The 26,982-nt window shown below is 37.1% G+C and carries 18 protein-coding genes; 15 read left to right on the plus strand and 3 right to left on the minus strand.

Translation table 11 applies throughout. From position 1 onward, the window contains the following. The 13 genes from ilvN (at position 1) to argH (ending at position 15,146) form a co-directional block, all read left to right on the plus strand. Positions 1 to 531 carry an acetolactate synthase small subunit gene (gene ilvN, locus ACFQ13_RS10925; protein ID WP_386117226.1) on the plus strand — a complete coding sequence of 177 codons (531 nt, stop codon included), beginning with the start codon at positions 1 to 3 and terminating at the stop codon, positions 529 to 531. Between the two features lie 83 nt (positions 532 to 614). Continuing rightward, positions 615 to 2,120 carry a ketol-acid reductoisomerase gene (ilvC, locus tag ACFQ13_RS10930; RefSeq protein WP_386117228.1) on the plus strand — a complete coding sequence of 502 codons (1,506 nt, stop codon included), beginning with the start codon at positions 615 to 617 and terminating at the stop codon, positions 2,118 to 2,120. Positions 2,121 to 2,205: 85 nt separating this feature from the next. Then, entirely contained in the window at positions 2,206 to 3,474 is a 1,269-nt protein-coding gene (gene ilvA / locus ACFQ13_RS10935; RefSeq protein ID WP_386117230.1) for a threonine ammonia-lyase IlvA, read from the plus strand. A gap of 79 nt (positions 3,475 to 3,553) precedes the next feature. Next, entirely contained in the window at positions 3,554 to 5,146 is a 1,593-nt protein-coding gene (locus ACFQ13_RS10940; protein WP_386117232.1) for an NADP-dependent glyceraldehyde-3-phosphate dehydrogenase, read from the plus strand. A gap of 428 nt (positions 5,147 to 5,574) precedes the next feature. Next, on the plus strand, positions 5,575 to 6,204 hold the full coding sequence (locus ACFQ13_RS10945; RefSeq protein ID WP_114310738.1) for a GNAT family N-acetyltransferase: 630 nt from the start codon (positions 5,575 to 5,577) through the stop codon (positions 6,202 to 6,204). A 4-nt stretch (positions 6,205 to 6,208) separates the two neighbouring features. Continuing rightward, on the plus strand, positions 6,209 to 7,387 hold the full coding sequence (locus ACFQ13_RS10950) for an argininosuccinate synthase (RefSeq protein WP_386117234.1): 1,179 nt from the start codon (positions 6,209 to 6,211) through the stop codon (positions 7,385 to 7,387). Positions 7,388 to 7,494: 107 nt separating this feature from the next. After that, entirely contained in the window at positions 7,495 to 8,478 is a 984-nt protein-coding gene (gene argC / locus ACFQ13_RS10955; RefSeq protein WP_386117236.1) for an N-acetyl-gamma-glutamyl-phosphate reductase, read from the plus strand. A 192-nt stretch (positions 8,479 to 8,670) separates the two neighbouring features. Next, positions 8,671 to 9,471 carry a pyrroline-5-carboxylate reductase gene (gene proC / locus ACFQ13_RS10960; RefSeq protein ID WP_386117238.1) on the plus strand — a complete coding sequence of 267 codons (801 nt, stop codon included), beginning with the start codon at positions 8,671 to 8,673 and terminating at the stop codon, positions 9,469 to 9,471. Between the two features lie 156 nt (positions 9,472 to 9,627). After that, the gene (locus ACFQ13_RS10965; protein ID WP_386117240.1) at positions 9,628 to 10,761 is read left to right on the plus strand and encodes an aspartate aminotransferase family protein; all 1,134 of its coding nucleotides are present in this window, start codon (positions 9,628 to 9,630) and stop codon (positions 10,759 to 10,761) included. 129 nt (positions 10,762 to 10,890) lie between these two features. Beyond that, on the plus strand, positions 10,891 to 11,826 hold the full coding sequence (locus tag ACFQ13_RS10970; protein WP_386117241.1) for an acetylornithine carbamoyltransferase: 936 nt from the start codon (positions 10,891 to 10,893) through the stop codon (positions 11,824 to 11,826). Between the two features lie 79 nt (positions 11,827 to 11,905). Next, the gene (argB, locus tag ACFQ13_RS10975; RefSeq protein WP_386117245.1) at positions 11,906 to 12,682 is read left to right on the plus strand and encodes an acetylglutamate kinase; all 777 of its coding nucleotides are present in this window, start codon (positions 11,906 to 11,908) and stop codon (positions 12,680 to 12,682) included. Next, the gene (locus ACFQ13_RS10980; RefSeq protein ID WP_386117247.1) at positions 12,679 to 13,740 is read left to right on the plus strand and encodes a M20 family metallo-hydrolase; all 1,062 of its coding nucleotides are present in this window, start codon (positions 12,679 to 12,681) and stop codon (positions 13,738 to 13,740) included. The genes argB and ACFQ13_RS10980 overlap by 4 nt, the downstream gene beginning before the upstream one ends. Before the next feature lie 128 nt (positions 13,741 to 13,868). Beyond that, positions 13,869 to 15,146, plus strand: a complete 1,278-nt coding sequence (gene argH, locus ACFQ13_RS10985; protein WP_386117250.1) for an argininosuccinate lyase — start codon at positions 13,869 to 13,871, stop codon at positions 15,144 to 15,146. Between the two features lie 120 nt (positions 15,147 to 15,266). On the opposite strand, the gene ACFQ13_RS10990 is transcribed toward argH, so the two are convergent. Together ACFQ13_RS10990 and gltB are read right to left on the minus strand one after the other, a co-directional pair. Continuing rightward, a complete protein-coding gene (locus ACFQ13_RS10990) occupies positions 15,267 to 16,730 on the minus strand; it encodes a glutamate synthase subunit beta (RefSeq protein WP_386117252.1) in 1,464 nt (487 codons plus the stop codon). 4 nt (positions 16,731 to 16,734) lie between these two features. Further along, positions 16,735 to 21,249, minus strand: coding sequence for a glutamate synthase large subunit (gltB, locus tag ACFQ13_RS10995; RefSeq protein WP_245935446.1), 4,515 nt, complete (start codon positions 21,247 to 21,249; stop codon positions 16,735 to 16,737). Between the two features lie 441 nt (positions 21,250 to 21,690). Here gltB and ACFQ13_RS11000 point away from each other — a divergent pair, with 441 nt between their 5' ends. Both ACFQ13_RS11000 and ACFQ13_RS11005 read left to right on the plus strand, forming a co-directional pair. Next, complete coding sequence (locus ACFQ13_RS11000; RefSeq protein ID WP_386117255.1) at positions 21,691 to 22,725, plus strand: outer membrane beta-barrel protein; 1,035 nt, start codon at positions 21,691 to 21,693, stop codon at positions 22,723 to 22,725. Between the two features lie 27 nt (positions 22,726 to 22,752). Beyond that, entirely contained in the window at positions 22,753 to 24,051 is a 1,299-nt protein-coding gene (locus ACFQ13_RS11005) for an ammonium transporter (protein WP_386117257.1), read from the plus strand. A 347-nt stretch (positions 24,052 to 24,398) separates the two neighbouring features. Here the strand turns inward: ACFQ13_RS11005 and ACFQ13_RS11010 are convergent, their stop codons facing one another. Then, on the minus strand, positions 24,399 to 26,978 hold the full coding sequence (locus ACFQ13_RS11010; protein ID WP_386117260.1) for a phosphoenolpyruvate carboxylase: 2,580 nt from the start codon (positions 26,976 to 26,978) through the stop codon (positions 24,399 to 24,401). Positions 26,979 to 26,982: the final 4 nt, after the last annotated feature.

Below are 26,982 nucleotides of genomic sequence, written 5' to 3' on the forward strand. Positions count from 1 at the left end.
ATGGAGAATCAAAATATCAAATTCACCGTATCCATATATACGGAAAATAACATTGGTTTACTGAATAGAATTTCAGCAATATTCCAAAGAAGACATATGAACATTGAGAGTCTTAACACCTCACCTTCAGAAATTGAAGGGGTTTCGAGATTTACCATCGTTGTAAATATTACAGAGTCTCAAATGAAAAAAGTCATCGGACAGATAGAAAAGCAGGTTGAAGTCATCAAAGCTTACTATCACACCGAAGAAGAAATCATTTACCAAGAGTCTTGCTTATTTAAAATTAAATCTGAATTGCTCTTTGAAGAGCGTCAAATTCAAAATATCATTAGAGAAAGCAATGCCAATATCGTTACGGTAAACAAGAAATTTTTCGTCTTAGAGAAATCGGGAAGAAAAGAAGAAATCGATTTATTGTATCGCGAATTAAATGCCTTTGGCATCATGCAATTTACAAGATCAGGACGGGTAGCGGTGACTAAAGACGAAATGAAAATTTCTACCCTACTTAAAGCGTTTCAAGAATAAAAAAATTAAAGAAAAAAGAAGATAGCCTAAGCTTAAAAAACACAACAGCTTCAATCTATTTTCTGAACTAAAAACAAAGAACAATGTCAAATTATTTCAACACATTAGCATTAAGAAATCAATTAGAGCAATTAGGAAAATGTCGTTTTATGGACGCTTCAGAATTTGAAGATGGCGTTAACGCATTAAAAGGAAAAAAAATCGTCATTGTAGGTTGTGGTGCGCAAGGCCTTAACCAAGGACTTAACATGCGCGATTCTGGATTAGACATCTCCTATGCTTTAAGACCGCAGGCCATTGAAGAAAAACGAGCATCTTTCCAAAATGCTACAGATAATGGTTTTAACGTTGGTACTTATGAAGAACTAATCCCTTCGGCAGATTTAGTATTAAACTTAACTCCAGACAAACAACACACTAACGTTGTAAAAGCTGTGATGCCATTAATGAAAAAAGGAGCGACGTTAAGCTATTCGCATGGTTTTAATATTGTTGAAGAAGGTACTGAAGTTCGTGAAGATCTTACCGTAATTATGGTGGCGCCAAAATGTCCAGGAACCGAAGTAAGAGAAGAATACAAACGTGGTTTTGGTGTTCCTACCCTTATCGCTGTGCATCCAGAAAATGATCCTGAAGGAAAAGGATGGGCACAAGCTAAAGCCTATGCTGCTGCTACAGGTGGTGATAGAGCTGGTGTTTTAGAATCGTCATTTATTGCCGAAGTAAAATCGGATTTAATGGGCGAGCAAACGATTCTTTGTGGCTTATTACAAACCGGAGCGATCTTATCTTTTGATAAAATGGTAGAAGAAGGTATAGAACCTGGTTATGCTGCTAAACTTATTCAGTACGGTTGGGAAACGATTACCGAAGCTTTAAAACATGGAGGAATCACCAACATGATGGATCGTTTATCGAACCCTGCTAAAATTAAAGCCTTTGAATTATCTGAAGAGTTGAAAGGCATTATGCGTCCATTATTTGAAAAGCATATGGATGATATTATCTCTGGACATTTCTCTAAAACCATGATGGAAGACTGGGCTAATGATGATGAAAATCTATTAAAATGGCGTGCTGAAACTGGAGAAACTGCTTTTGAAAAAACAGAATTAACCTCAGCACATATTACAGAACAAGAATATTTTGATCACGGCGTGTTATTAGTTGCCTTCGTTAAATCTGGTGTAGAACTTGCTTTTGAGACTATGGTAAGCGCGGGGATAATTGAAGACTCTGCATATTACGAATCTTTACATGAACTTCCATTAATTGCTAATACTATTGCCAGAAAGAAATTATTTGAAATGAACCGTGTAATTTCTGATACAGCTGAATATGGTTGTTATTTATTTGACCATGCTTGCAAGCCGTTATTAACAGATTTCATGAAAACTGTGGATACCTCTATTATCGGTAAATCCTTTTCTAAAACTACAGGTGTAGATAATATAGAATTGATTGCTGTTAACGATGCCATTAGAAATCACCCTATAGAATCAGTAGGTCAACGCTTAAGAGCAGCCATGACCGCTATGAAGGTTATAAAATCTGAAGACGTAGCCGTTGAAGATTCTGTATTAGCCTAAAATATAGACCCTACCAAGTTTTTATTTAAAACTTGGTAGGTATTTTATTAATTAAAGAGAATTTCTGCCTTTGCAGAATGTTAGCATGGAAGAAACGACAACAACATACAAACCTACCCTAAAAGCTGTTGAAGCTGCTGCCGAAAAACTTAGAGGTATTGCACATGTCACACCGCTCATAAAAAATTTACAATATTCAAAATTGTTTGACGCCAACATCTATTTTAAAAGAGAAGACCTACAAGTGGTCCGCTCGTATAAAATTCGTGGTGCTTATAATAAAATTTCATCTTTAAGTCCAACACAAACTAAAAATGAAATTGTCTGCGCTAGTGCCGGCAACCATGCCCAAGGTGTGGCGATTTCTTGTAAGTTGTTAAAAATTAAAGGAACTATTTTTATGCCTTCACCTACACCAAATCAAAAAATTGAGCAGGTGAAGATGTTTGGGGAAGACTATATTACGGTGGTTTTAGTAGGCGATACTTTTGATGATGCCAACCATGCGGCTATGGAAGAATGTCAACGCTTAAACAAAACGTTTATTCATCCGTTTAATGATGAAAAAGTTATTGAAGGCCAAGCTACGGTTGGATTAGAAATTATAGATCAGGCTAAAGTACACCCTATTCACTATGTTTTTGTTCCTATTGGTGGTGGCGGACTCTCATCGGGCTTATCTTCTGTTTTCAAAATTCTCTCACCGCAAACCAAAATTATTGGGGTAGAACCTAAAGGGGCTCCCTCAATGCTAACTTCTATAAAAAACAATAAAAATACAAAGCTAGAAGCCATTGAAAGTTTTGTTGATGGCGCTGCTGTAAAACGTGTTGGCGATTTAAATTTTGCGATTTGTAAAGAAAACCTATCGGAGGTCGTTACCGTAGATGAAGGTAAAATTTGCCAGACCATTTTAGACCTTTATAATAAAGATGCCATTGTGGTAGAACCTGCTGGCGCTTTAAGCATATCTGCCTTAGAACAATATGCCGATGAAATTAAAGGCAAAAATGTGGTTTGTGTTGTAAGTGGTAGTAATAACGACATTACCCGAATGGCAGAAATTAAAGAACGTGCTTTAATCTATGCGCAATTAAAACATTATTTTATAATTAAGTTTCCACAACGTGCAGGTGCTTTGCGCGATTTTGTTGTGGATATCTTAGGCCCAACTGACGATATTACTCATTTTGAATATACCAAAAAGGTAAACCGAGAAAATGATGTTGCCGTTGTTGGACTTCAGTTAAAATCACCCGAAGATCTAGAACCTCTCATTTCTAAGATGAAGCGTCATAATTTCTTTGGTGATTATTTAAACGATAAACCCGATTTATTTCAATTCTTAGTATAGCTTAACATAGATTTAACCGGAGTAAAGGCGCTATTTGTGTACCTTTAATAAGAATATAAACCCTAAACTAAAGGTCATTATGAAGTCTACTTTTGAGGACATTCCCTCCCGCTTTCAAATCAATACCCTTATTGAACAAAACACCTATTTAGTCGGTGGTCAATTAATACCATGGCAAGGTGAAACTTCGGAAGTGTATTCCACAATTTCATCTACAGCAACGTACAAACCTACCCTATTAGGTACCATTCCTACATTAGGGGAAACAGAAGCTTTAAGTGCGCTCGATGCTGCTTGCGAAGCCTATAATAAAGGCCAAGGTTTATGGCCTACCATGAAAGTGGAAAACAGAATTGCGTGCATGGAAAACTTCGTGACGCAAATGAAAACCAAACGCGACGAAATTGTTAAACTTCTCATGTGGGAAATTGGTAAAAATTTAGCCGATTCTCAAAAAGAGTTTGACCGTACCGTAGAATACATTTACGACACCATTGAAGATTATAAACAAATGGATCGTGATAGCGCGAAATTTGAAAAACATTCTGGTGTTAATGCCCATATTAGACGTGGACCATTAGGAGTCGTTTTATGTTTAGGACCTTATAATTATCCTTTAAATGAAACCTTCGCCCTTCTTATCCCAGCGATTATGATGGGAAACACCACCATTTTTAAACCTGCTAAACATGGGGTTTTATTAATTACTCCTTTATTAGAAGCGTTTAAAACTAGTTTTCCTGAAGGGGTTGTAAATATTATATATGGTAGAGGTCGTACTGTGGCCGCACCCATTATGCAATCAGGGAAAGTAGACGTACTCGCCTTAATTGGTAATAGTAAATCCGCCAACGCCCTACAGAACCAACATCCAAAAAGTAACCGCTTACGCTTAGTCTTAGGCTTGGAAGCGAAAAACCCTGCTATTGTATTACCCGATGCCGATTTAGATTTGGCTATTGAGGAATGTATTGCAGGTTCCACCGCTTTTAACGGACAACGATGTACGGCGTTAAAAGTACTTTATGTGCATGATAGCGTGGTTGAAGAATTTAATAAACGTTTTTCAGCTAAGGTAGATGCCCTTAAGTTTGGAAATCCATGGGAAGACGGAGCCCAATTAACACCCTTACCAGAACCTGAAAAACCAGCATACATCCAAGGTCTTATTGATGATGCGACCCAAAAGGGAGCGCAAATCATCAACGCCAAAGGTGGAGAAACGACAGAAAACTATATTTTTCCAGCGGTATTATATCCCGTATCTAAAACCATGCGTGTTTTTAAAGAGGAACAATTTGGCCCTGTAATTCCTATAGTGCCGTTTAGTGATATTGATGAGCCTTTAGATGATATGGCCGCTTCTAACTATGGTCAACAAGTAAGTCTCTTTGGTAAAGACATAAAAACCTTAGCGCCTCTAATAGACACATTGGTCAATTTAGTTTGTCGTGTTAATCTTAACAGCTCTTGTCAACGTGGACCTGATGTGTACCCATTTACGGGGCGTAAAGATTCTGCAGTTTCTACATTGAGTGTCCATGATGCTTTAAGATCCTTTTCCATAAGAACCTTTGTAGCCTCTAAAGACAATGCGTATAACAATGCTATTTTAAAGGACTTATTAGATTCTAGAGCTTCTAATTTTGTAAGCACCGATTACATTCTCTAATTTAAGAGACAATAAATAAGATATATACAATTTAAAATTGATTTATTCCGAAATCCATAATTTTTGAGTAAATCAATTTTAAATTAATGGTCATCAAAGAATTTTTGCCTATATTAGTACTATGTTTACATTGAAACACAAATATAGAGCACCCAGACCAGAAGGTCTTGACCTACGCAAACGACGCCACTAATACTTCTTATTAGTCGCTAATTCTATATTCATTTTATTCATTTCATTGTGTTCAACTCAAATTTCAACTTACATCCTCAATCCTTAATTATCACTTTAGATAATCCTAGTATTGTACGCCGCTTTTTCTCACGTCGCCCGTAAGGGTATGACTATTTTTATAGAACTCAGGTGAGTCCGGTTCTGCTTTCAAACATTCAAATTCAACAACATTTATAATTTAAATATCAATTACAATGAAAATTGTTATTGCTGATAAATCCCATAGCATATACGCGGAAGTCATTTGTGATACTATTGCAGAAGCCGCTAAAGTTAGAGGAACAGGTATCGCTAAACGTAAACCCGAATATATCATCACTAAAATGGAGAACGGTAATGCCGTGATTGCTTTAGAGGGTGATAAATTTGCAGGATTTTGCTATATAGAAGCATGGAGTCATGGGAAATTCGTAGCCAATTCCGGACTTATTGTACATCCCGATTTTAGAAATTTAGGACTTGCTAAGAAAATAAAGAAAGTGGTTTTTGACCACTCCAGAACCAAATTCCCAGATTCTAAAGTGTTTAGTATTACAACAGGGTTAGCAGTTATGAAAATGAATAGTGAACTCGGCTATAAACCGGTTACATTTTCAGAACTAACAGACGATCAATCCTTTTGGAAAGGCTGCCAGACATGCAAAAACTTTGATGTCCTTACAAGAACAGAACAAAAAATGTGTCTCTGTACCGGTATGCTTTATGATCCTGAAAAAGCTGAAACCACAAAAGAAGTCAGTCATAATTACGATAAAAAAACATGGACCAGACTTAAAAACCTCAAGCAATCCATGTTCCTTAAAAAAGAAAAAAAACAAAATTAAGCATATGAAAAAGTTAGTTATCGCCTACAGTGGCGGATTAGACACCTCTTACTGCGCAGTAAGTTTAAGTAAAGCAGGATATGATGTACACGCTGTTAGTGTAAATACTGGCGGTTTTACTGCTGAAGAAATTAAGACCATAGAAAGCAACGCTTATAAGATGGGCGTCTCTACTTATAAAAACATTGACGCCATTGCATCCTACTATCAAAAGGTCATTAAATATTTAATTTTCGGAAATGTCCTAAAAAACAATACCTATCCCCTTTCTGTAAGTGCCGAACGTATTATTCAGGCTATAGAAATTATAGAATATGCCAAAAGTATTGATGCGCAATACATAGCCCATGGAAGTACGGGCGCCGGAAACGACCAGGTTCGTTTTGATATGATTTTTCAAACCTTAGCCCCAGAAATAGAAATTATAACACCGATTAGAGATCAAAAACTTACTCGTCAACAAGAAATTGATTATTTAGTTGAAAACGGTATTGACATGTCTTGGAACAAAGCCAAATACTCCGTTAATAAAGGGCTTTGGGGAACTAGCGTTGGCGGCGAAGAAACCCTGACCTCCGATAAACCCTTACCAGAATCTGCCTACCCATCACAATTAAAACATACCGATGCGGAAAAAATAGTACTCTCTTTCTCAGAAGGCGAACTTGTTGCAGTGAATGGGATAAAAAATGATCCTGAAATTAATATTGAAGTGTTAAACACCCTCGCTTCTGGTTATGCCATAGGTAGAGATATTCATGTTGGGGACACCATTGTTGGCATTAAAGGTCGTGTTGGTTTTGAAGCTGCTGCTGCCCTAATCATTATAAAAGCACACCACTTATTAGAAAAACACACCTTAACCAAATGGCAACTGCAACATAAAGATTACTTATCTAATTTTTATGGAATGCACTTACACGAAGGGCAATACTTAGATCCTGTAATGCGAAATATGGAAGCCTTCTTACAAAGCAGTCAAGATACAGTAACTGGTGATGTGTTTATTACGCTAAAACCTTACCATTTCTCTTTAGATGGAATTTCATCAGAACACGATTTAATGCGTGCAAAATTTGGAAGTTATGGCGAAGAGAATAAAGGTTGGACTGCTGAAGAAGCGAAAGGCTTTATTAAAATTTTCGGAAATCAGAATAAGATTTACCAACAAGTGAATAATTAATTAAGAAGAAAAACACTCCTAAAGTCCCCTCAAGCGGACAGACCTCTCCGTTAAATTGGACTATTGTCCCCTTCAGGGGACTTTAGGGGTGTGAAATTTGAATTGACATGAGTACGTTAAAAATAGGAATCATCGGCGGAGCCGGTTATACGGCAGGAGAGCTAATCAGACTTATATGCAACCACCCGAAAACAAATCTCAATTTTGTCTTCAGCACCTCTAATGCAGGCAACAAAGTATATAAAGTACATCAAGATTTAATAGGTTCAACAGACTTAGAATTTACAAGTACAATTAATCCAGATGTCGATGTTTTATTCTTGTGTTTAGGACATGGAAATTCAACCGCTTTTTTAGAAAAAAACAAATTTTCAGACCATACTAAAATCATTGATTTAAGTAATGATTTCAGGTTAGTTGCGGATAAGAATTTTGAAGGTAAAGATTTTATCTACGGTTTACCAGAGCTTAACAAAGACGCTATAAAAAAAGCCAATCACATTGCGAATCCGGGTTGTTTTGCAACAGCCATACAACTCGCTTTATTACCATTGGCAAAGGCCGAAGTATTACATCATGATGTTCATATTAATGCCGTAACTGGGGCCACAGGTGCTGGAACCTCGTTATCTAAAACCACGCATTTTACTTGGAGAGATAATAACTTTTCGCACTATAAGGCGTTTACACATCAGCATTTGGGAGAGATTAATCAGACGGTAAACCAATTACAAAACGATTTTGACTCTGACATCAATTTTATGCCGAATCGCGGTAATTTTTCAAGAGGAATTTTCGCCACGCTTTACACCAAATTTGAAGGCACACTTGAAGAGGCCAAACAATTATATAAAGATTTCTATGACGATGCGGCGTTTACCTTTATTTCTGATGAAGAGATTCATTTAAAACAAGTGGTAAACACCAATAAATGTATTCTTCATTTACATAAACACGAAGGAAAATTATTAGTCACAAGCATCATCGATAATTTGTTAAAAGGCGCTTCAGGGCAAGCCATTCACAATATGAATTTAATGTTTGGATTTGAAGAAACAGAAGGCTTACAATTGAAGGCCAATTATTTTTAAAATCCCGCCGGGTCTTGGTGACCTAGTCGGTACAAATAGGAAATAATCCCCTCAAGGTTTTTACAACCTTGCAGGAGTTAAAACAGAATAAGTTCAACTTAAAATGATCACCGCTTTCGCGGTCATTAATATGAACCGAGCATTTTTTAATGCGAACACATTTTACCATTAAAAAAACAATAGAACAGCAAAATGAAAATAGCAATTATAGGCACCGGAAATTTAGGCAAATCTATTGCCAAAGGATTAATTACCAACAACGCTATTACCACGTTGTATTTAACCAAAAGAAACTTGGAAGATATTCAAGATTTAGAAGGGTATAAAAATGTACTGCTCACTACCGATAATATAGAAGCGGTAAAACAATCAGACATTTTAATATTTGCTATTCAACCCGCACATTTTGAAAACATTTTAAGAGATATTCAGCCTTATTTAACCGACAAACATGTTATAATTTCAACGATTACTGGTTTTTTAATTCCGCAGATAGAAGCCCTAATTGGAAGCGATCAGTTTATTATCCGTGCCATGCCTAATACCGCTATTGCGGTTGGTAAATCTATGACCTGTTTATGTAGTAATGAGAACGGCAAAAAGCGTCTTAAAATTGCTGAAGCCATTTTCAATAGACTCGGACACACCTTAGCCATACCAGAAGCACAGATGCAAGCCGCCACCGTAGTTTGCGCTAGTGGTGTTGCTTTTTGGATGCGTTTAATTAGAGCAACCACCCAAGCCGCTATTCAATTAGGTTTTGATGCTAAAGAAGCTCAAGAACTCGCCATGTACACTAGCGAAGGTGCAGCCAATTTATTAATTACTAACGGGCATCATCCAGAAGAAGAGATTGACCGTGTTACCACACCGAAAGGCTGCACCATTGAAGGTTTAAATGAAATGGAACACAAAGGATTGAGTTCGTCTTTAATTCAAGGTATGGTGGCTTCGTTTAATAAAATTAACAACATTAAAAAGGAACAAATTTAATAGCCATATCCTGCAAGGTCTAACCTAGCTTGTAGACATATCATACAATTGTTCAAACCCCAAAGCCTCCAAAGTCTCATCTTGACCTTGGAGGTCTAAAAATAACAGAATACACCTTCAAGGTTTTTAAAATCTTAAAGGATTAAAACTAAAAACATGAGTTTATTTAATGTTTACCCTTTATTCGACATTACACCTGTAAGCGCCAAGGATGTTTACGTTTATGATGAAAATAATGTAGAATATTTAGATCTATACGGAGGCCATGCTGTGATTTCTATTGGGCATTCTCATCCTAAATATGTTAAAGCCGTTTCTAATCAAGTGCAGCAATTAGGCTTTTATAGCAATGCCATACAGAACCCTTTACAAAATCAACTTGCCAAGAAATTAGAATCCCTTTCCGACTGTAAAGATTACCAATTATTTTTGTGCAATTCAGGAGCAGAAGCAAATGAAAATGCCTTAAAACTCGCTTCGTTTCACAATGGAAAACATAAAGTTTTAGCTTTTAATAATGGGTTTCATGGTAGAACTTCTGCCGCTGTTGCTGCTACGGATAATCCTAAAATTGTCGCTCCAATTAATGCGCAACAAGAAGTAGATTTTTTGCCTTTAGGAGATTTAGAGGCTGTAGAAGAGATCCTTCAACAAAATAAAACTTGTGCCGTAATCATAGAATGCATTCAAGGCGTTGGTGGTTTAGACCAAAGCACTACGGAATTCTATCAAGGTTTAGAACAACTTTGTAAGCAATACAACACCGCTTTAATTGCCGATGAAGTCCAGTCAGGATTTGGTAGAACTGGTGATTTTTTCGCCTTTCAAAAACATCAAATAACGCCCGACATTATTTCTATCGCTAAAGGAATGGGAAATGGATTTCCAATTGGAGGGATATTAATTCACCCTTCCATAAAAGCTTCTTTTGGCCTTTTAGGTACAACCTTTGGTGGTAACCATTTAGCGTGTGCAGCATCACTTGCCGTAATAGAGGTTATTGAATCGGAACAGCTCATGCAAAATGCTAAAGAAATTGAAACCTATTTTAGAGAAAAAGCTCAAACACTTCCGGGATTAAAAGCGGTAAAAGGACGCGGATTAATGTTAGGATTAGAGTTTGATTTCCCAATTTCAGATTTACGGAAGAAATTAATTTTTAACCAGCATATATTTACTGGAAGTGCAAAGAACCCTAATTTGCTGAGAATTCTTCCTCCATTAACCATTCAGAAAAAACATATAGATTTATTTTTTGAAGCGTTAATCAATGAATTAAATATATTATAACATGACACTGTTGAAGCACACCTTTGAAATCCCCTCAGACGAATTGGACTATTGTTCCTTAGGGAGACTTTAGGGGTGTAAACGCAAAGAAAGTCAAACTAAAAGTTCCCCACTTTCGTGGACATAAAAATGAAAAACTATACCAAAATAAAAGATATTTCCAACTTATCTGAGACCATTAAGGACGCCATTTTACTTAAAATGAATCCTCATGAGTTTCAAAATTTAGGACAACACAAAACCCTAGTGATGTTATTTTTTAATTCGAGTTTAAGAACACGCCTAAGTACTGAAAAAGCAGCAAAAAACTTAGGAATGGAAGTCACCATTTTAAACGTTAATGATGCGTGGAATCTTGAATTTGAAGATGGCACTATAATGAATATGGACAAATCTGAGCATGTAAAAGATGCGGCTCAGGTCATTTCACAATACGCCGATATTATTGCTGTAAGGGCCTTTCCAAGTCTTACCGATAAAACTAAGGACGAATCAGAATTCATTCTGAATAGCTTTAAAAAATATGCCACAGTACCTATTGTTAATATGGAAAGCGCCACCGCCCATCCCCTACAAGCCTTGGCCGATGCCATTACCCTTACTGAACTTACAGAAAAAGCAAAACCAAAGGTGGTATTATCATGGGCACCTCACCCAAAAGCTTTGCCACAAGCCGTTGCCAATTCATTTGTAGAAATGATGCAAGATCTAGAGGTCGATCTAACCATTACACATCCTGAAGGCTATGAATTGAGTGAAGCCATTACTAAAGACACCCCAATCAATCGCAACCAAGAAGAGGCTTTAAAAGATGCCGATTTTGTATATGTTAAAAACTGGAGTAGCTATAAAGATTACGGGCAAAACCTTAACCAAGATAACAACTGGATGATGACCCAAGAAAAACTGGGTAAAGCTAAATTTATGCACTGCCTACCAGTAAGACGTAATGTGGTGGTTGAAGATGCTGTTTTAGACAGTGAGCAATCCGTAGTTATTAAGCAGGCCAACAATAGAACTTATGCCGCGCAAGTGGTACTAAAGCAGATTTTGGAAGATTTATAAATGAATTATAAGGACCTAGTAGACACCAAAAACCTAACAGGTCTAAAACCAAAAAGAGACTCGCTTTTGCGAACACGAAATGAAAACAATAAAAGTCATAAAAATAGGAGGCAATATCATCGATAATGAAGAGGCTTTAGCAGCTTTCATTAAAGAATTTGCAAGCCTATCAGGCCCTAAAGTTTTGGTACATGGTGGTGGAAAACTAGCGACCAAACTAGCCAAACAGATGGATATCCCAGTACAAATGCACGAAGGGAGACGTATAACCAATATAGACACCTTAGATATTATTACGATGGTGTATGCTGGAAAAATCAACAAAAATATCGTGGCACAGCTTCAAGCTAACAATTGCAACGCTATTGGATTTTCAGGTGCTGATGGCAACACTATTGTTTCCGAAAAACGCCCCGCTAAAACCATCGATTACGGTTTTGTTGGAGACGTAAAAAAGGTCAATACAAACGCTTTAGAAGTTTTACTAAACAATAACATTACGCCTGTTTTTTGCGCCATCACCCATGATGAAAACGGGCAATTACTCAATACCAATGCCGACACCATTGCTTCGGAATTGGCCATTGCTTTTGCACCTAACTATGAGACGGAATTGTATTATTGTTTTGAAAAAAATGGGGTTTTAAAAGACGTCAACCAAGACGATTCTGTTATAGAACATATAGACAACAACACGTATAAAACCCTTATTGAAAACGGTACTATTTATGAAGGCATGTTACCCAAATTAAATAACTGTTTTCACGCCATTAATCACAAGGTAAAAAAAGTGTGCATCGGTAAATCACAAATGCTGTTTCACACGACAACTAAACATACAACAATTACAAAATGATAGAAAAACTGACTAAAGAAGCCATTGCGTTACTCAAACAACTTATAGAAACGCCATCATTTTCTTCAGAAGAAAAGCAAACGGCATTACTTATTGAAGCTTGGTTTACATCTAAAAAAATTCCTTTTAACAGAGACCATAATAACATTTGGGCAACTAATAAACATTTTGACGACAGTAAGCCTACTCTACTTTTAAACTCGCATCACGACACCGTAAAACCGAATAATGGTTACACTAAAGATCCTTTTAAAGCTATTGAAGAAGAAGGAAAATTATACGGCTTAGGAAGTAATGACGCTGGTGGATGCTTAGTGTCTTTAATCGCTACTTTCACCTACTTTTACGAGAAAAAAAACCTCAACTACAACTTGGTTATTGTTGCTTCTGCAGAAGAAGAAAGCAGCGGACCTAAGGGCCTTAATAGCATGTTAGACATTATTCCTAAAATTGACGTGGCCATTGTAGGCGAACCAACTTTAATGAATTTAGCCATTGCCGAAAAAGGATTGGTCGTCTTTGATGCAAAAGTAAAAGGAACTGCCGGACACGCCGCACACCCTAATAAAGACAATGCCATTTATAATACCATCGAAGTCTTACAATGGTTTAAAGATTATCAATTTGCTCGAAATTCACCAGTTTTAGGTGATGTAAAAATGACGGTAACACAAATTAATGCCGGAAAACAACATAATGCGATTCCTTCAGAAGTGGATCTTGTAATTGATGTACGCGTTAATGACAAATATACCAACGCACAGATTGCTGAAATTTTAACCCGAAAATCACCTTGTACTAGCATTACACCACGAAGCCTAAGATTAAACTCTTCATCGATTCCTATTAATCACGCCTTAGTGGAAGCTGGAATTGAACTTGAAAGAAGCACTTATGGTTCTCCAACCCTCTCTGACCAAGCCGTTTTAAGTTGCCCTTCTCTTAAATTAGGCCCAGGAGATAGCACACGATCGCACACCGCAGATGAATTTATTTATCTTGCTGAAATTGAAGAAGGTATTGATTTGTATATTAAATTGCTTGAAAAAGTATTATAAAAAAAGAAACTAGAGAAAAGAAGCAAGAGCCGCGATAATAACCTCTAATGTTTGAGTGAGCAGTCCTTATGTTAATAGCAAAGGGCTTTAGGTCTTGATTCTAAATTTTAAAAATTAAAATTAATAGTATGAAACTTTGGGACAAAGGATTTTCAATTGATAAAAAAATAGAATTATTCACCGTTGGTAACGACCGTGAAATTGATATGCATATCGCTAAATACGATGTACAAGCCTCTTTAGCACACGCCATTATGTTAGAATCCATTGGAATTATAAGTTCTGACGAATTAGTGCAATTAAAATCAGGATTAAAAGTCTTAGCGGAATCTATTGAAGATAGTACGTTTACAATTGAGGATTCTTTTGAAGATGTTCACTCTAAAATTGAGCATGAACTCACAAGAACCCTGGGTGATGTTGGAAAAAAAATCCACACCGCCCGATCTAGAAACGATCAAGTTTTAGTCGCACTTCAATTGTATTACAAAGAGAATTTAGAAGTCATCAACCAAAAAACAAAAACGCTTTTTGATACCCTTCTAAATTTAGCGGAAACTCATAAAACAAAATTATTACCGGGGTATACGCACTTACAAGTCGCCATGCCATCATCCTTCGGGTTGTGGTTTTCTGCCTATGCAGAATTACTCATTGACGATGTCTTCGTGTTAAATGCTGTCTCTAAAATCGCCGACCAAAATCCTCTAGGATCTGCCGCAGGTTACGGAAGCTCCTTTCCTATCGATAGAGCGAGCACTACGGAAACCTTAGGTTTTTCAACCTTAAAATACAATGTCGTGGCCGCGCAATTAAGTCGTGGCAAAAGTGAACGTGCCATTGCAAGTGCTTTAGGCGGTCTCTGTAATACTATGTCCCGTTTTGCGATGGATATTTGCCTTTATATGAGTCAGAATTTCGGCTTTATTAGCTTTCCAGATGAATTAACAACAGGTAGTAGTATTATGCCGCATAAAAAGAATCCTGATGTGTTTGAATTGATCCGTGGGAAATGCAATAAAATTCAAGCTTTACATTCTGAAATGCTATTAATCACCAACAATTTACCAAGTGGCTATCATAGAGATTTCCAGTTGCTTAAAGAAAATATTATTAATGCTTTTGAAGATGTAAAAGACATTTTAGATATTTTCAATTACGCCATTCAGCAAATCATTGTTAAGGACATTGATTTAAATGACGAAAAATATCAATACTTATTTACGGTAGATAGTATTAACAATTTAGTTGTTGAAGGGATGAGTTTTAGAGAAGCCTATCAGAAAATAGGTGGTCAAGTTCAAGCTGGTACCTACCAACCCGATTTAGGTAAAGAACACTCTCATATAGGAAGCATTCATAATTTATGTTTAGATGACATCAAGGCCAAATACCCGAAGTCGTAAATCTTACTAAAACCTATAAAAAAATAAAGCATCTGAAAAAATTCAGATGCTTTTTACTTCCTACCCTAATAATAACTACCCCTAGAATATAATAGTAGCAGAAGTCTTTTTAAAATTTTATTATAATCCAACTAAATCACCTGTTGGGTTTTTAGTTGCTAAATCCGAAGATCCCATTAAAAATATATCCACTTGTCGTGCGGCCTCTCGGCCTTCAGAAATAGCCCAAACAATTAAAGATTGTCCTCTTCTCATGTCTCCAGCCGTAAATATATTTGGGATATTGGTTTGATACTTTCCGTATTCTGCTTTATAATTAGAACGTACATCTCTGTGAATCCCTAATTGATCTGCAATTGTGGCTTCTGGCCCCGTAAACCCTAAAGCTAATAAAGCTAAGTCACATTTCCAAGTTTTTTCGGTCCCAGGAACCTCAATAAGTTTAGGACGTTCTCCTGGTATCATTTCCCACTCTACATTTACAGTTTTTAAAGCCGTTAGTTTTCCTTTACTATTGGTGACAAACTCTTTGGTATTAATAAGCCAATTCCGCTCTACCCCTTCTTTATGAGAGGTCGAGGTTTTTAATTGCAATGGCCAATACGGCCAAGGTGTTGTTGGCGAACGATGTCCTGGTGGCTTCGGCATAATTTCAAAATTAACAACCGATTTAGCGCCTTGACGGTTAGAAGTTCCGATACAATCTGAACCTGTATCTCCACCTCCAATGACAATAACATTTTTACCCGTTGCCAGCACCTGATCTTTAATTTTCTGACCAAAAACCACTTTAGTTTGTTGGGTTAAAAAATCCATAGCTTGCACCACACCATCAGCATCGATACCCGGTGTTGGTAAGCTTCGACGCTCAGTTGCGCCTCCACATAACACCACAGCATCAAACTTTTTAAGCTCCTTAACATCGTAATTAACCCCAACATTAACATTGGTCTTAAACACAATACCTTCAGCCTCTAAAATCGCTAAGCGTCGGTCTATAATCCCTTTTTCCATTTTAAAATTAGGAATTCCGTAACGCAACAAACCGCCAATAGCGTCGTCGCGCTCAAAAACCGTTACCGTATGCCCAGCTCTATTTAGCTGTTGTGCTGCGGCAAGACCTGCTGGTCCAGAACCTACAACGGCTACCGTTTTTCCTGTTCTTATTTTTGGAGGTTGTGGTTTTATCCACCCTTCCTTAAAGGCACGCTCTACAATATTTTTTTCTATATTTTCTATAGACACCGGATCTTCAATAATCCCCAAAACACAAGCTTGCTCACAAGGAGCAGGACATAAACGTCCTGTAAACTCCGGGAAATTATTTGTAGAATGTAAAATCCATGATGCTTTTTGCCATTCGCCTTGATGCACCATATGATTAAAATCTGGGATTAAATTCCCTAATGGACATCCACTATGACAAAATGGAATCCCACAATCCATACAGCGCGATCCTTGTTCAGTGATATCTTTTTCATTTAGCGGTACCGTAAACTCTTTGTAATGCTTTACACGATCTTTTACGGACTTATATGTTTCATCCTTTCTTTCGAATTCCTTAAAACCTGTTACTTTTCCCATTCTCCTATACTGTTTCTAATTCTTCTACCATTTGCTCTTCCGTCTCTAAACGCTTTAAAGCGCGCTTGTATTCTGTTGGCATAACCCGTACAAAATGACGTAAACTCACATCCCAATCGGCTAATAAGTCAGCACCTCTTTGGCTATTGGTATATTTTACATGTTTCTCAATAAGGGCTTTTAATTCTAAACCATCTTTCTTAAGAATTTTTTCAAACTCTATTGTTTCGGTATTACACAAACCGTTAATAAATTTACTCTCCGGATCGTAAACATAAGCGATTCCTCCACTCATCCCTGCCGCGAAATTTCGTCCTGTTTTACCTAAAACAATAACTTTTCCTCCGGTCATATACTCACAACAGTGATCGCCAACACCTTCTACTACGGCCACAGCCCCAGAGTTTCTTACGGCAAAACGTTCACCTGCAATTCCATTAATATAAGCCTCACCTTCTACTGCTCCAAATAGACAGACATTACCAACAATGATGTTATCTGCGGCCACAAAACTGGCTTTTTCAGGTTTTTTAATAATCAGCTTAGCTCCAGACAATCCTTTTCCAAGGTAATCATTAGTATTTCCTTCTAAAGTAAAGGTTAAGCCATGAGCACTGAAGGCCCCAAAACTTTGTCCTGCAGAACCTGTAAAACGAATGTTTAACGTATCTTCAGGTAAGCCTAAATGTCCGTATATCTTAGAAATTTCATTACTTACAATAGCACCAACGGTTCTATTGGTATTTTTTATAGGATAAGCCAAGGACATCTGCTCTTTACGATACAAGGCACGATGCGAATCTTTTAAGATTGTAAAATCTAAAACATTCTCTAAATTATGATCTTGTTTCTCCGTATTCTTTACCGTCATTTGATCATAAACCGCTGGACGATGCAATATAGAAGATAGATCTAAACCTTTCGCCTTATAATGCTTAATGGCTTTATTGGCATTTATTTTATGGGTTTGCCCAATCATTTCGGCCATGGTTCTAAATCCTAATTCAGCCATGATTCCTCTTAATTCCTCTGCGATATAATAGAAGAAATTAATAACATGTTCGGGAGTCCCTTTAAAGTTTTTTCGTAATTCTTTATCTTGAGTTGCAATCCCAACCGGACAAGTATTTAAATGACATTTTCGCATCATAATACAACCGGAAGCTACTAGTGGCGCTGTAGCAAAACCAAACTCTTCAGCTCCTAATAAAGCAGCAATTGCCACATCACGGCCTGTTTTTAATTGTCCATCGCACTCTACAACAATTCGACTTCGTAGATTATTAAGCACTAATGTCTGTTGCGCTTCGGCTAAACCAAGTTCCCAAGGCAAACCTGCGTGTTTTAATGATGTAAGCGGCGATGCTCCTGTACCTCCATCATAACCCGATATAAGTACCACATCGGCTTTTGCTTTGGCAACCCCAGCAGCAATAGTCCCCACACCAACTTCTGAAACTAATTTTACATTAATTCGAGCATCTCTATTGGCATTTTTAAGGTCGTAAATGAGCTGTGCTAAATCTTCAATAGAATAAATATCGTGGTGTGGTGGCGGTGAAATTAAACCTACAAATGGGGTAGAATTTCGAGCCGAAGCAATCCAAGGTAAAACTTTTTCCCCAGGTAATTGCCCTCCTTCTCCAGGCTTAGCCCCTTGAGCCATTTTAATTTGGATCTCTTTTGCATTGGCTAAGTAATGTGATGTTACACCAAAGCGTCCTGAAGCCACTTGTTTTATAGCCGAGTTTCTACTATCTCCATTAACATCAGGTTGAAAACGTCTTCGATCTTCTCCACCTTCACCAGAATTAGATTTTCCTCCAATTCTATTCATGGCGATGGCTAAATTCTCATGTGCTTCACGTGAAATAGACCCATAAGACATTGCTCCTGTTTTAAAACGTTTTACAATTTCTGTCCAAGGCTCAACTTCATCTAAAGAAATAGGATCGATATTATTAAATTCGAATAAACCACGAATGGTCATTAAATTTTCGGACTGTTCATTAATCGTCTTTGCATACAAGTCATAACTTGCCTGATCGCTTAAACGTACCGCTTGTTGTAGTTTGGCAACCGTAGTAGGATTAAACAAGTGCTTCTCCCCATTACGTCTCCATCGGTAATCGCCACCAATATTTAAGCCCAGACGCGTGTCTAACACTTTTTTAGGAAAGGCGTATTTATAACGTTGGTCAATTTCTTTTTCAATTTCATATAAGCCTATCCCTTCTATTCTAGAAGCGGTATAAGGGAAATATTTTTCTACAAATTCTGAATTAAATCCTACAATCTCAAAGATCTGAGACCCTCTATACGAGTGAAGTGTAGAGATTCCTATTTTATTCATCACTTTTAAAATCCCTTTTCCGATGGCTTGATTAAAATTATCGACGGCTTGTTGCTCATCCATCCCTTTAATAAAGCCTTCCTTCACCTGAATACGGATAATTTCATTCACCATATACGGGTTTACCGCACTCGCTCCATAACCAAATAAGGTTGCGAAATGATGCGGTTCTCTCGGTTCGGCAGATTCTATGATAATATCAAAATAAGACCGTTTTCTTAAACGATTCATTTGGTGATTCACATAAGAACAGGCTAATAATGATGGTATCGGCGCCATTTTTTTATTGACCCCGCGATCGGATAAAACAATGATGTTTGTTTTTCGTGTTAAGGCTTTTTCTATCTGAATGATAATAGCATCTAAAGCGTCTTCTAAACCGTTAAGTCCTTTTTCTTTTTCGTAAAGAAGCTCTATGGTTTCTGCCTTAAAACCTTCAACAGTAATATTTCTAATTTTTTCTAAATCGGCATTAGAAATTACCGGATTCTGAATTTTTAATTTTCGACATTGGCGCTCTGTAATACTAAAAATATTACGGTCTTCCCCTAATGACAAACTAATATCCGTAACAATTTCCTCTCGAATTCCATCTAAAGGCGGATTGGTAACTTGCGCAAACAACTGCTTAAAATAATTGGATATAATTTGAGGTTTATTAGACAGCACCGCAAGTGGCGTATCTATTCCCATAGACCCAAGGGCTTCTTTCCCTTTAACCGCCATTGGGGTTATAACCTCTTGTATCTCTTCGAACGTGTAGTTAAACAAACGTTCTCTGGTTTTCATATCTATGGTTTCAATAGGACAAGTTTCACCTGTATACGGAATGTCTTTAAGGTGCAGTCTTGTTTTATCTAACCATTCTTGATAAGGACGTTCCTTAACAATCTTACTTTTTATTTCTTCGTCATTAATTATTCGTCCTTGGTTCATGTCTACTAAAAACATTTTTCCAGGCTCTAAACGACCATGACTTTCCACATCTTCAGGAGCAATATCAACCACGCCAATTTCTGAAGACATAATTAATTTACCACTTTTAGTAACGGTATAACGCGATGGTCTTAATCCATTTCTATCTAATAAGGCGCCAATATAATTTCCATCTGTAAAAGGCACTGAAGCCGGACCATCCCAAGGCTCCATAATACAAGCATTATAATCGTAAAAGGCCTTACGTTCTGGCGACATGGTTTTGTGTTTTTCCCAAGCTTCCGGAATCATCATCATCATCACCTCTGGTAAAGATCGTCCGGTATGGGTTAAGAGTTCTACCACCATATCCATAGAAGCTGAATCTGATTTCCCTGGCAAAATAATAGGAAACAGCTTATCGATTTGCGGTCCAAAAACCTCACTTTTCATAATTTCTTCTCTTACCCGCATACGACTTACATTACCACGAAGGGTATTGATTTCACCGTTCTGACACATAAAGCGGAAGGGCTGAGCCAGCTCCCAAGTAGGCATGGTATTCGTAGAGAAACGTTGATGCACCAAAGCTAAACGTGTTACCAAGTCAGATTCTTGCAAATCTTTGTAGTACGTCCCGATATCTTCAGGCATAATAATCCCTTTATAGATAAGGGTATTTACGGATAAACTTGAAACATAAAAATAAGAGCTCTGAGACATCTTAGATTTAGCAATGGTATGTTCGGTAATCTTACGCGCCGCGTAGAGTTTAGCCTTAAAGGCCTCTTCAGAAACCTCATTAGATTTCCCAATAAAAAGTTGCTCTATATTAGGCTCTGAAGCCAACGCAATAGGTCCTAATTGTGTGGAATCTACAGGCACTTCTCGCCAGCCAATAACAGACAGTCCTTGAGCAATAACTTCTTTTTCAAATGTATCTTTACAAAACTTATATTGATTTCTATTTTTGGGTAAAAAAACCATCCCAATGGCATACTTTCCACGAACCGGAATTTTAAACCCACAAACACGCTTAAAATAAGCGTGAGGAATATCGATTAATAACCCTGCTCCATCACCTGTTTTTCCATCGGAACTAACTCCCCCACGATGTTCGAGTTTTACTAGGATTTCTAGGGCATCATGGATAATTTGATTGGTCTTCTCTCCTTTGAGATTACATATAAAACCTGCACCGCAATTTTCATGTTCAAATTCCGGCAAATAAAGGCCTTGTTTCTTCAGCATAATTCAAGATATTTTCGAGGTTTTTAAACCTCATTACTCCCCTAATATAGAAGCAATAATTTTATAAAAAAAATTGTTGAAACACTTTTCAGAAATCCATAGTTTATAGCATTGAAACTAAATATTTTTCAAAATATAGCAGTTTACACTAGGAATTAGTCAATATGTAATATTTAATATTATTCAGAAAATTTTGACAAATCCACTTTTTTAAGACTTCAAAAGTGAAAATAACGCACAAAAATGAAGATTTTAACAAAAAATTAAATATTTCAAATTATTGATTTTTCAAAAAAATGGCGAAAATAAATTTTAACCCTAAAATTTATGGGGTATAAAACTCTATATTCATAAAAATTAATATTTTACCCCTATTTTTGCAGGGGTATTAGATAAGATTACATAGTTTTGGAAGACACTAACTAATCTAAATACTTAATTATGAAAAAATTACTTTCTCTGACTTTATTATTTTCAACGTTAGCATTAAGTGCTCAAGACACTGAAGACACGAGTAGCGACAAATCATTCACCTTAAGTGGTAGTGTAGACGCGTATTTTCAAACTTACATTTCTGCCCCCGACGATGTTGGAGCCTCTTTTGGTACCGCCTTCGCAGATAAAACAGGTTTTGCATTAGGTATGGGAAACATTATTGCTAGTTATGAAAGCGGCAAAGTAGGTGCTGTACTTGATCTAGTTACAGGACCAAGAGGTGGAGCCGCTACTTTTAATTCTGATATTATTGACGGTATTGTAAATCAGGCATACGTGTATTGGAATGTTTCTGAAAGCACAACCTTAACTATGGGACGTTTTAATACGTATTTAGGTTATGAAGTTATTGCTCCCGCAGCAAACTTTAACTACAGTACTTCTTACTTATTCTCTAGTGGTCCATTTTCACATATGGGTTTAAAAGCTGATTTTGCTTTATCTGACGATTTTAGTTTAATGCTAGCCGTTATGAATCCATGGGATACAAATGACACCTCAACGACCGGAGAATATTCTTTTGGCGCACAGTTAGGATATTCTGACCAGTACTTAAATTTCTATTATGACAGTGGAAATAATGGTGGATTAGGATTTGAAGTCGACTATACCGGTGGCTTTGATGTTTCTGATGACTTTTTCTTAGGAATCAATGCAGCTTATAATGACAATGACGGAAGTGGTTTCTACGGTGCCGCACTTTACCCACAATACGCAACATCTGATGATTTTAGCCTTGGACTAAGAGGTGAATATTACGCTTTACACGGTGATGACGACGCTATAGATTACCCGAGCGTTTTAGGACTAACACTAACAGGAAGTTACACAGTAGAAAGTTACCTTATCATTAAACCAGAATTTAGATTAGACTCTTTCACGGATGCCGATGGAGGACTTTTCGGTTACGCTGTAGACAATGACGGTCTACCTGCAAGCAGCCTTAGCGCCTTTACTTTAGCTGCCATCTACACATTCTAAACCAAAACACTAACTAATATATAGATTATGACAAACATTTTTTTACCCCTAATTCCAAGTCTAACGATTACTCAAGAGGCCGCTTCTGCCGCAGAAATTGAAGCAGCCGTTAGCGCAATTAACACTGACATGGGGATGCTATGGATGCTCCTCTCCGCATTACTTGTATTCTTTATGCAAGCTGGTTTTACCTTAGTAGAAACCGGAATGACACGCTCAAAGAATGCAGCCAATATTGCCATGAAGAACTTACTCGATATTTGTGTAGGATCTTTAACCTATTGGTTTATTGGTTACTCTTTAATGTATGGAGACACGTCTAACGGATGGTTTTTCTGGAGTGGATTAATGCAAGGTGAAGGTGCCGATTTACTTTTCCAAACTATGTTTGCTGCTACCGCTGCAACAATTGTTTCAGGAGCGATCGCCGGAAGAACAAAATATTCTACTTATGCAATATTCTCTATTGTAATGACTGCTTTAATTTACCCAATAGCTGGTGGATGGCAATGGCAAGGATCGGGTTGGCTAACCGAACTCGGATTTATTGATTTTGCAGGATCTTCAATAGTACACTCTGTAGGAGGATGGGCTGCCTTAGTTGCCGCTTATATGGTAGGACCTAGAATTGGAAAATACGTTGACGGTAAGGTTATGCCTATTCCAGGACACAACCAAATATTAGCCACTTTAGGAGTTTTCATCCTATGGATGGGATGGTTCGGATTTAATGGAGGATCTCAATTAGCTTGGGGAGGTGATGATGCAATTGCCGCTTCAAACGTGGTATTGATTACCAATTTAGCTGCAGCCGCTGGTGGATTAGGAGCATTAATTACAACATGGATCTGGTACGGAAAACCAAATTTACCACAAACTCTTAATGGTGCCTTAGCTGGTTTAGTAAGTATTACTGCTGGTTGTGGAAACATGAGCACAGGAGGTGCAATTCTAGCCGGTCTTATTGGTGGTGTTATTGTAGTTTTCTCTATTGAAATTATTGAGAAAAAACTTAAAATTGATGATGCTATTGGTGCTGCTTCAGTACACGGTGTTGCCGGAGTTTGGGGAACACTTGTTATTGGCCTGTGGGGTATTAACGGTGATGAAGGTATCGGACTTTTTAATGGTGGTGGATTTGAACAATTAGGTGCACAAGCCACTGGAGTTGTTGCTTACGGACTTTGGTCTGTAGTTTTATCTTTCATTGTATTAAAAATATTAAAGTCTACAATGGGACTTCGTGTTAGCGAAGAAGAAGAACTTGTTGGACTTGACCTTTCTGAACACGGTGAAATCGCTTACCCAGGAAAAAGAGAACGTTAAGATTCTTTTATATACGTTTATTGATTAATAATTTGGTTGTTAAATTAAACCCCTTAAAGCTCAGCTTTAAGGGGTTTTTATTTTAAGAAGTCTTCTTCTCCTACCTACAGGAACAACCGCTCCCACTCTATCAATATTCATAATTACATGAAAGTATTTGGACAACAACTCAAGCCTTCCCTTTGCCACTCGTTTAAATACTAACAGTAATAATCATCGTATTATTAACAAAACCTACTTTTAAGACTCATTTGTTACGGAGTACTTATACCTCATTTTTAGGCAGAAAAAAAACCTTAGAAGCTTACATCGCCTCTAAGGTTTTTCATTATAATTATAGCGCTGTCTTAAGCCGAATTACGACTCGCATTAATATTTCCGAATAAAGATCTAGTGACCATTTTTTCAAATATCTTAATTTGCTCTTCGTCTCGCACTTCTGCTTTCTCCAATTCTTGAATTTTCTTTAAAGCATATTGCTGTATTGTTAATAACGGTAGTACAATAGATTCGCGCATAGCAATTGATGCTTTACCCGAAGGCTCTTCTTGCATTAATTCCGTGTAGCCTGTTAATTTCAGAATTAAACGCTTAGACGTCTCATATTCTTCATTAATAAGATTCCAGAACTCTCCGTATTCTTCATCTTCAGACATATAACGTGTTAAATCAAAGAATGATTTAGACAAGGACATCATACTGTTTTCAATTAAAGTCTTAAAGAAGTTAGAGGTTTTAAACAGTTCTTGAACTTTATCAAACTCTCCAGCGTCTTCATAGTGCTTTAAAGCCGTACCCACACCAAAGAATCCAGGTACGTTTTGCTTTAATTGACTCCAAGACCCTACAAACGGAATCGCTCTTAGGTCTTCAAAAATTAAACCTTCAGACTTACCACGTTTAGATGGGCGACTTCCAATATTTGTTTTAGCATAGTACTTAAGCGTACTCATATGCTCTAAATACGAGATAAATTTAGGATGCGCTTTAAAGGCCGCATAAGCCTCATAACTACGCTCCGCCAAATCGGTCATCACCTTTCTGTTCTCTGGGTGCATGGTTAAATCGACCTCACTTAAACTATTATCAATACCAGAACTAATCAGTTGTTCTAAATTATACTGAGACGACTCTAAGGTTCCAAAATTAGAACTAATTGTTTGCCCCTGTATGGTTAACTGAACTTCTTTATCTTCAATTGTTGGTCCTAAAGAAGCATAGAAATTATGCGTTTTTCCACCACCACGAGCAGGAGGTCCACCACGTCCATCAAAGAATATAACTTTGATTCCGTTTTCTCTAGACACTTTTGTAAGATTTTCTTTTGCCTTAAAGATAGCCCAATTGGCCATTAAGTACCCACCATCTTTAGTTCCATCACTGAATCCAAGCATAATGGTTTGCTTATTACCACGAGCCTTAAGGTGCGCCGCATATTCTGGGTTGGCATATAATTCTGCCATTACCTTAGGTGCATTTTCTAAATCTGTAATCGTTTCAAAAAGCGGTCCTATATCTACCGTTAATTCATCTTGAAATGCCACCAACTTTAACATGGCAAATAACTGCATCACATTTAAAGTGGTTTGGTTGTTACTAATAATATAACGGTTGGCTGCCGCTTCTCCATTCTGTTCTTGAATGGTTTTAATCGCTTTCATGGTTTCTAAGGCCATCAGCGTTTCTTCATCTTTTATAAGCGACAAATCTATTGAACCTTCAACTTTAGATAGAATTTCTATCTGTTCGTTTTCTGGTAAATCGTGATAATTCTTAGGAAAAATAGAACTTCCACTTTCAATAAGTGCATTCACCATATCATTAAAGAATTGCGCATGTTTACGGCTATCTTGTCTGATATCTAAATTCGCAAAATGGAATCCAAAAAGATGAGTCTTATTGATTAAGCTATTTAATTCATCGGCATATAAAGACTGATGTTCTGCTCTCACAATACTTTTGATCGCTTTTAATTCTGAAACAAAAAAGTCTAGCGTTAAATCAGATGGTTTTTCAATAACCAAATTATAAAGCTCTTGCTCTAAATGAGCCATACGCTCTTCAACACCTTGGAAGGTCAGTTTTCTTTTTAACTCTCTGATGCTTCCATAATAACTTTTTACAATAGAGTTCTTTAACCTATCTGCCACTTTTAAAGTGATCTCTGGAGTTACAAATGGGTTTCCATCTCTATCTCCACCAGGCCAAAACCCAACATTGATAATACTGTTATCTACGTGTTCACCTTCAAAAATATTCTGCTGAATATAATCGTAAATATCTCCGAAGGATTTATAAAATACATTCTGAAGATACCATATAAGACTGATTGCCTCATCATAAGGCGTCGGTTTTTTATGTTTAAAGAACGGTGTTTTACCGAGCTGCGCTAAGAGATCATTAATCTTAAGCAAATCGTTTTGACGAATAGCTTCTGTAAGATCTGTAATAATCCCTAAAACCGACCCAGGATAAAACTGCGTAGGGTGCGCTGTTAAAACGATACGCACTTTAAATTCTTCTAAGTATTTTTTTAAGGTCTCTAGTTTATTATCTGCAGTAACCGTTTCCTTCAAACTTCTTAAGGTCCCGATACCATCCATATTATTTACAATTGGAAATGCAGCATCTTCAATAGCATCAAATAAAACGACCTGTCTTTCGATATACTGAATAAATCGAAACAACAAGTTAATCTGACTTTCTGAAGAACGTCGTGCTTGGTATTTATCAAAAAAAGTGTTTACAATCGTCGTAGGATCATCACGGTTTTCAAAGCCTTTATGGCAAGTTTCATGAAACAGAGGCAAGAGCGCGCCTGTTTTTGTCACTGTATCAAACGGCAATGTCATAAATATACTGTTATAAATCTGATATTTAGACAAGACGTTTTGATTAAAACGTGTTAATTTTGGTTGTGTAGGCATTTTC

The organism is Winogradskyella rapida, from assembly GCF_042675845.1.
Taxonomy (GTDB): domain Bacteria; phylum Bacteroidota; class Bacteroidia; order Flavobacteriales; family Flavobacteriaceae; genus Winogradskyella; species Winogradskyella rapida.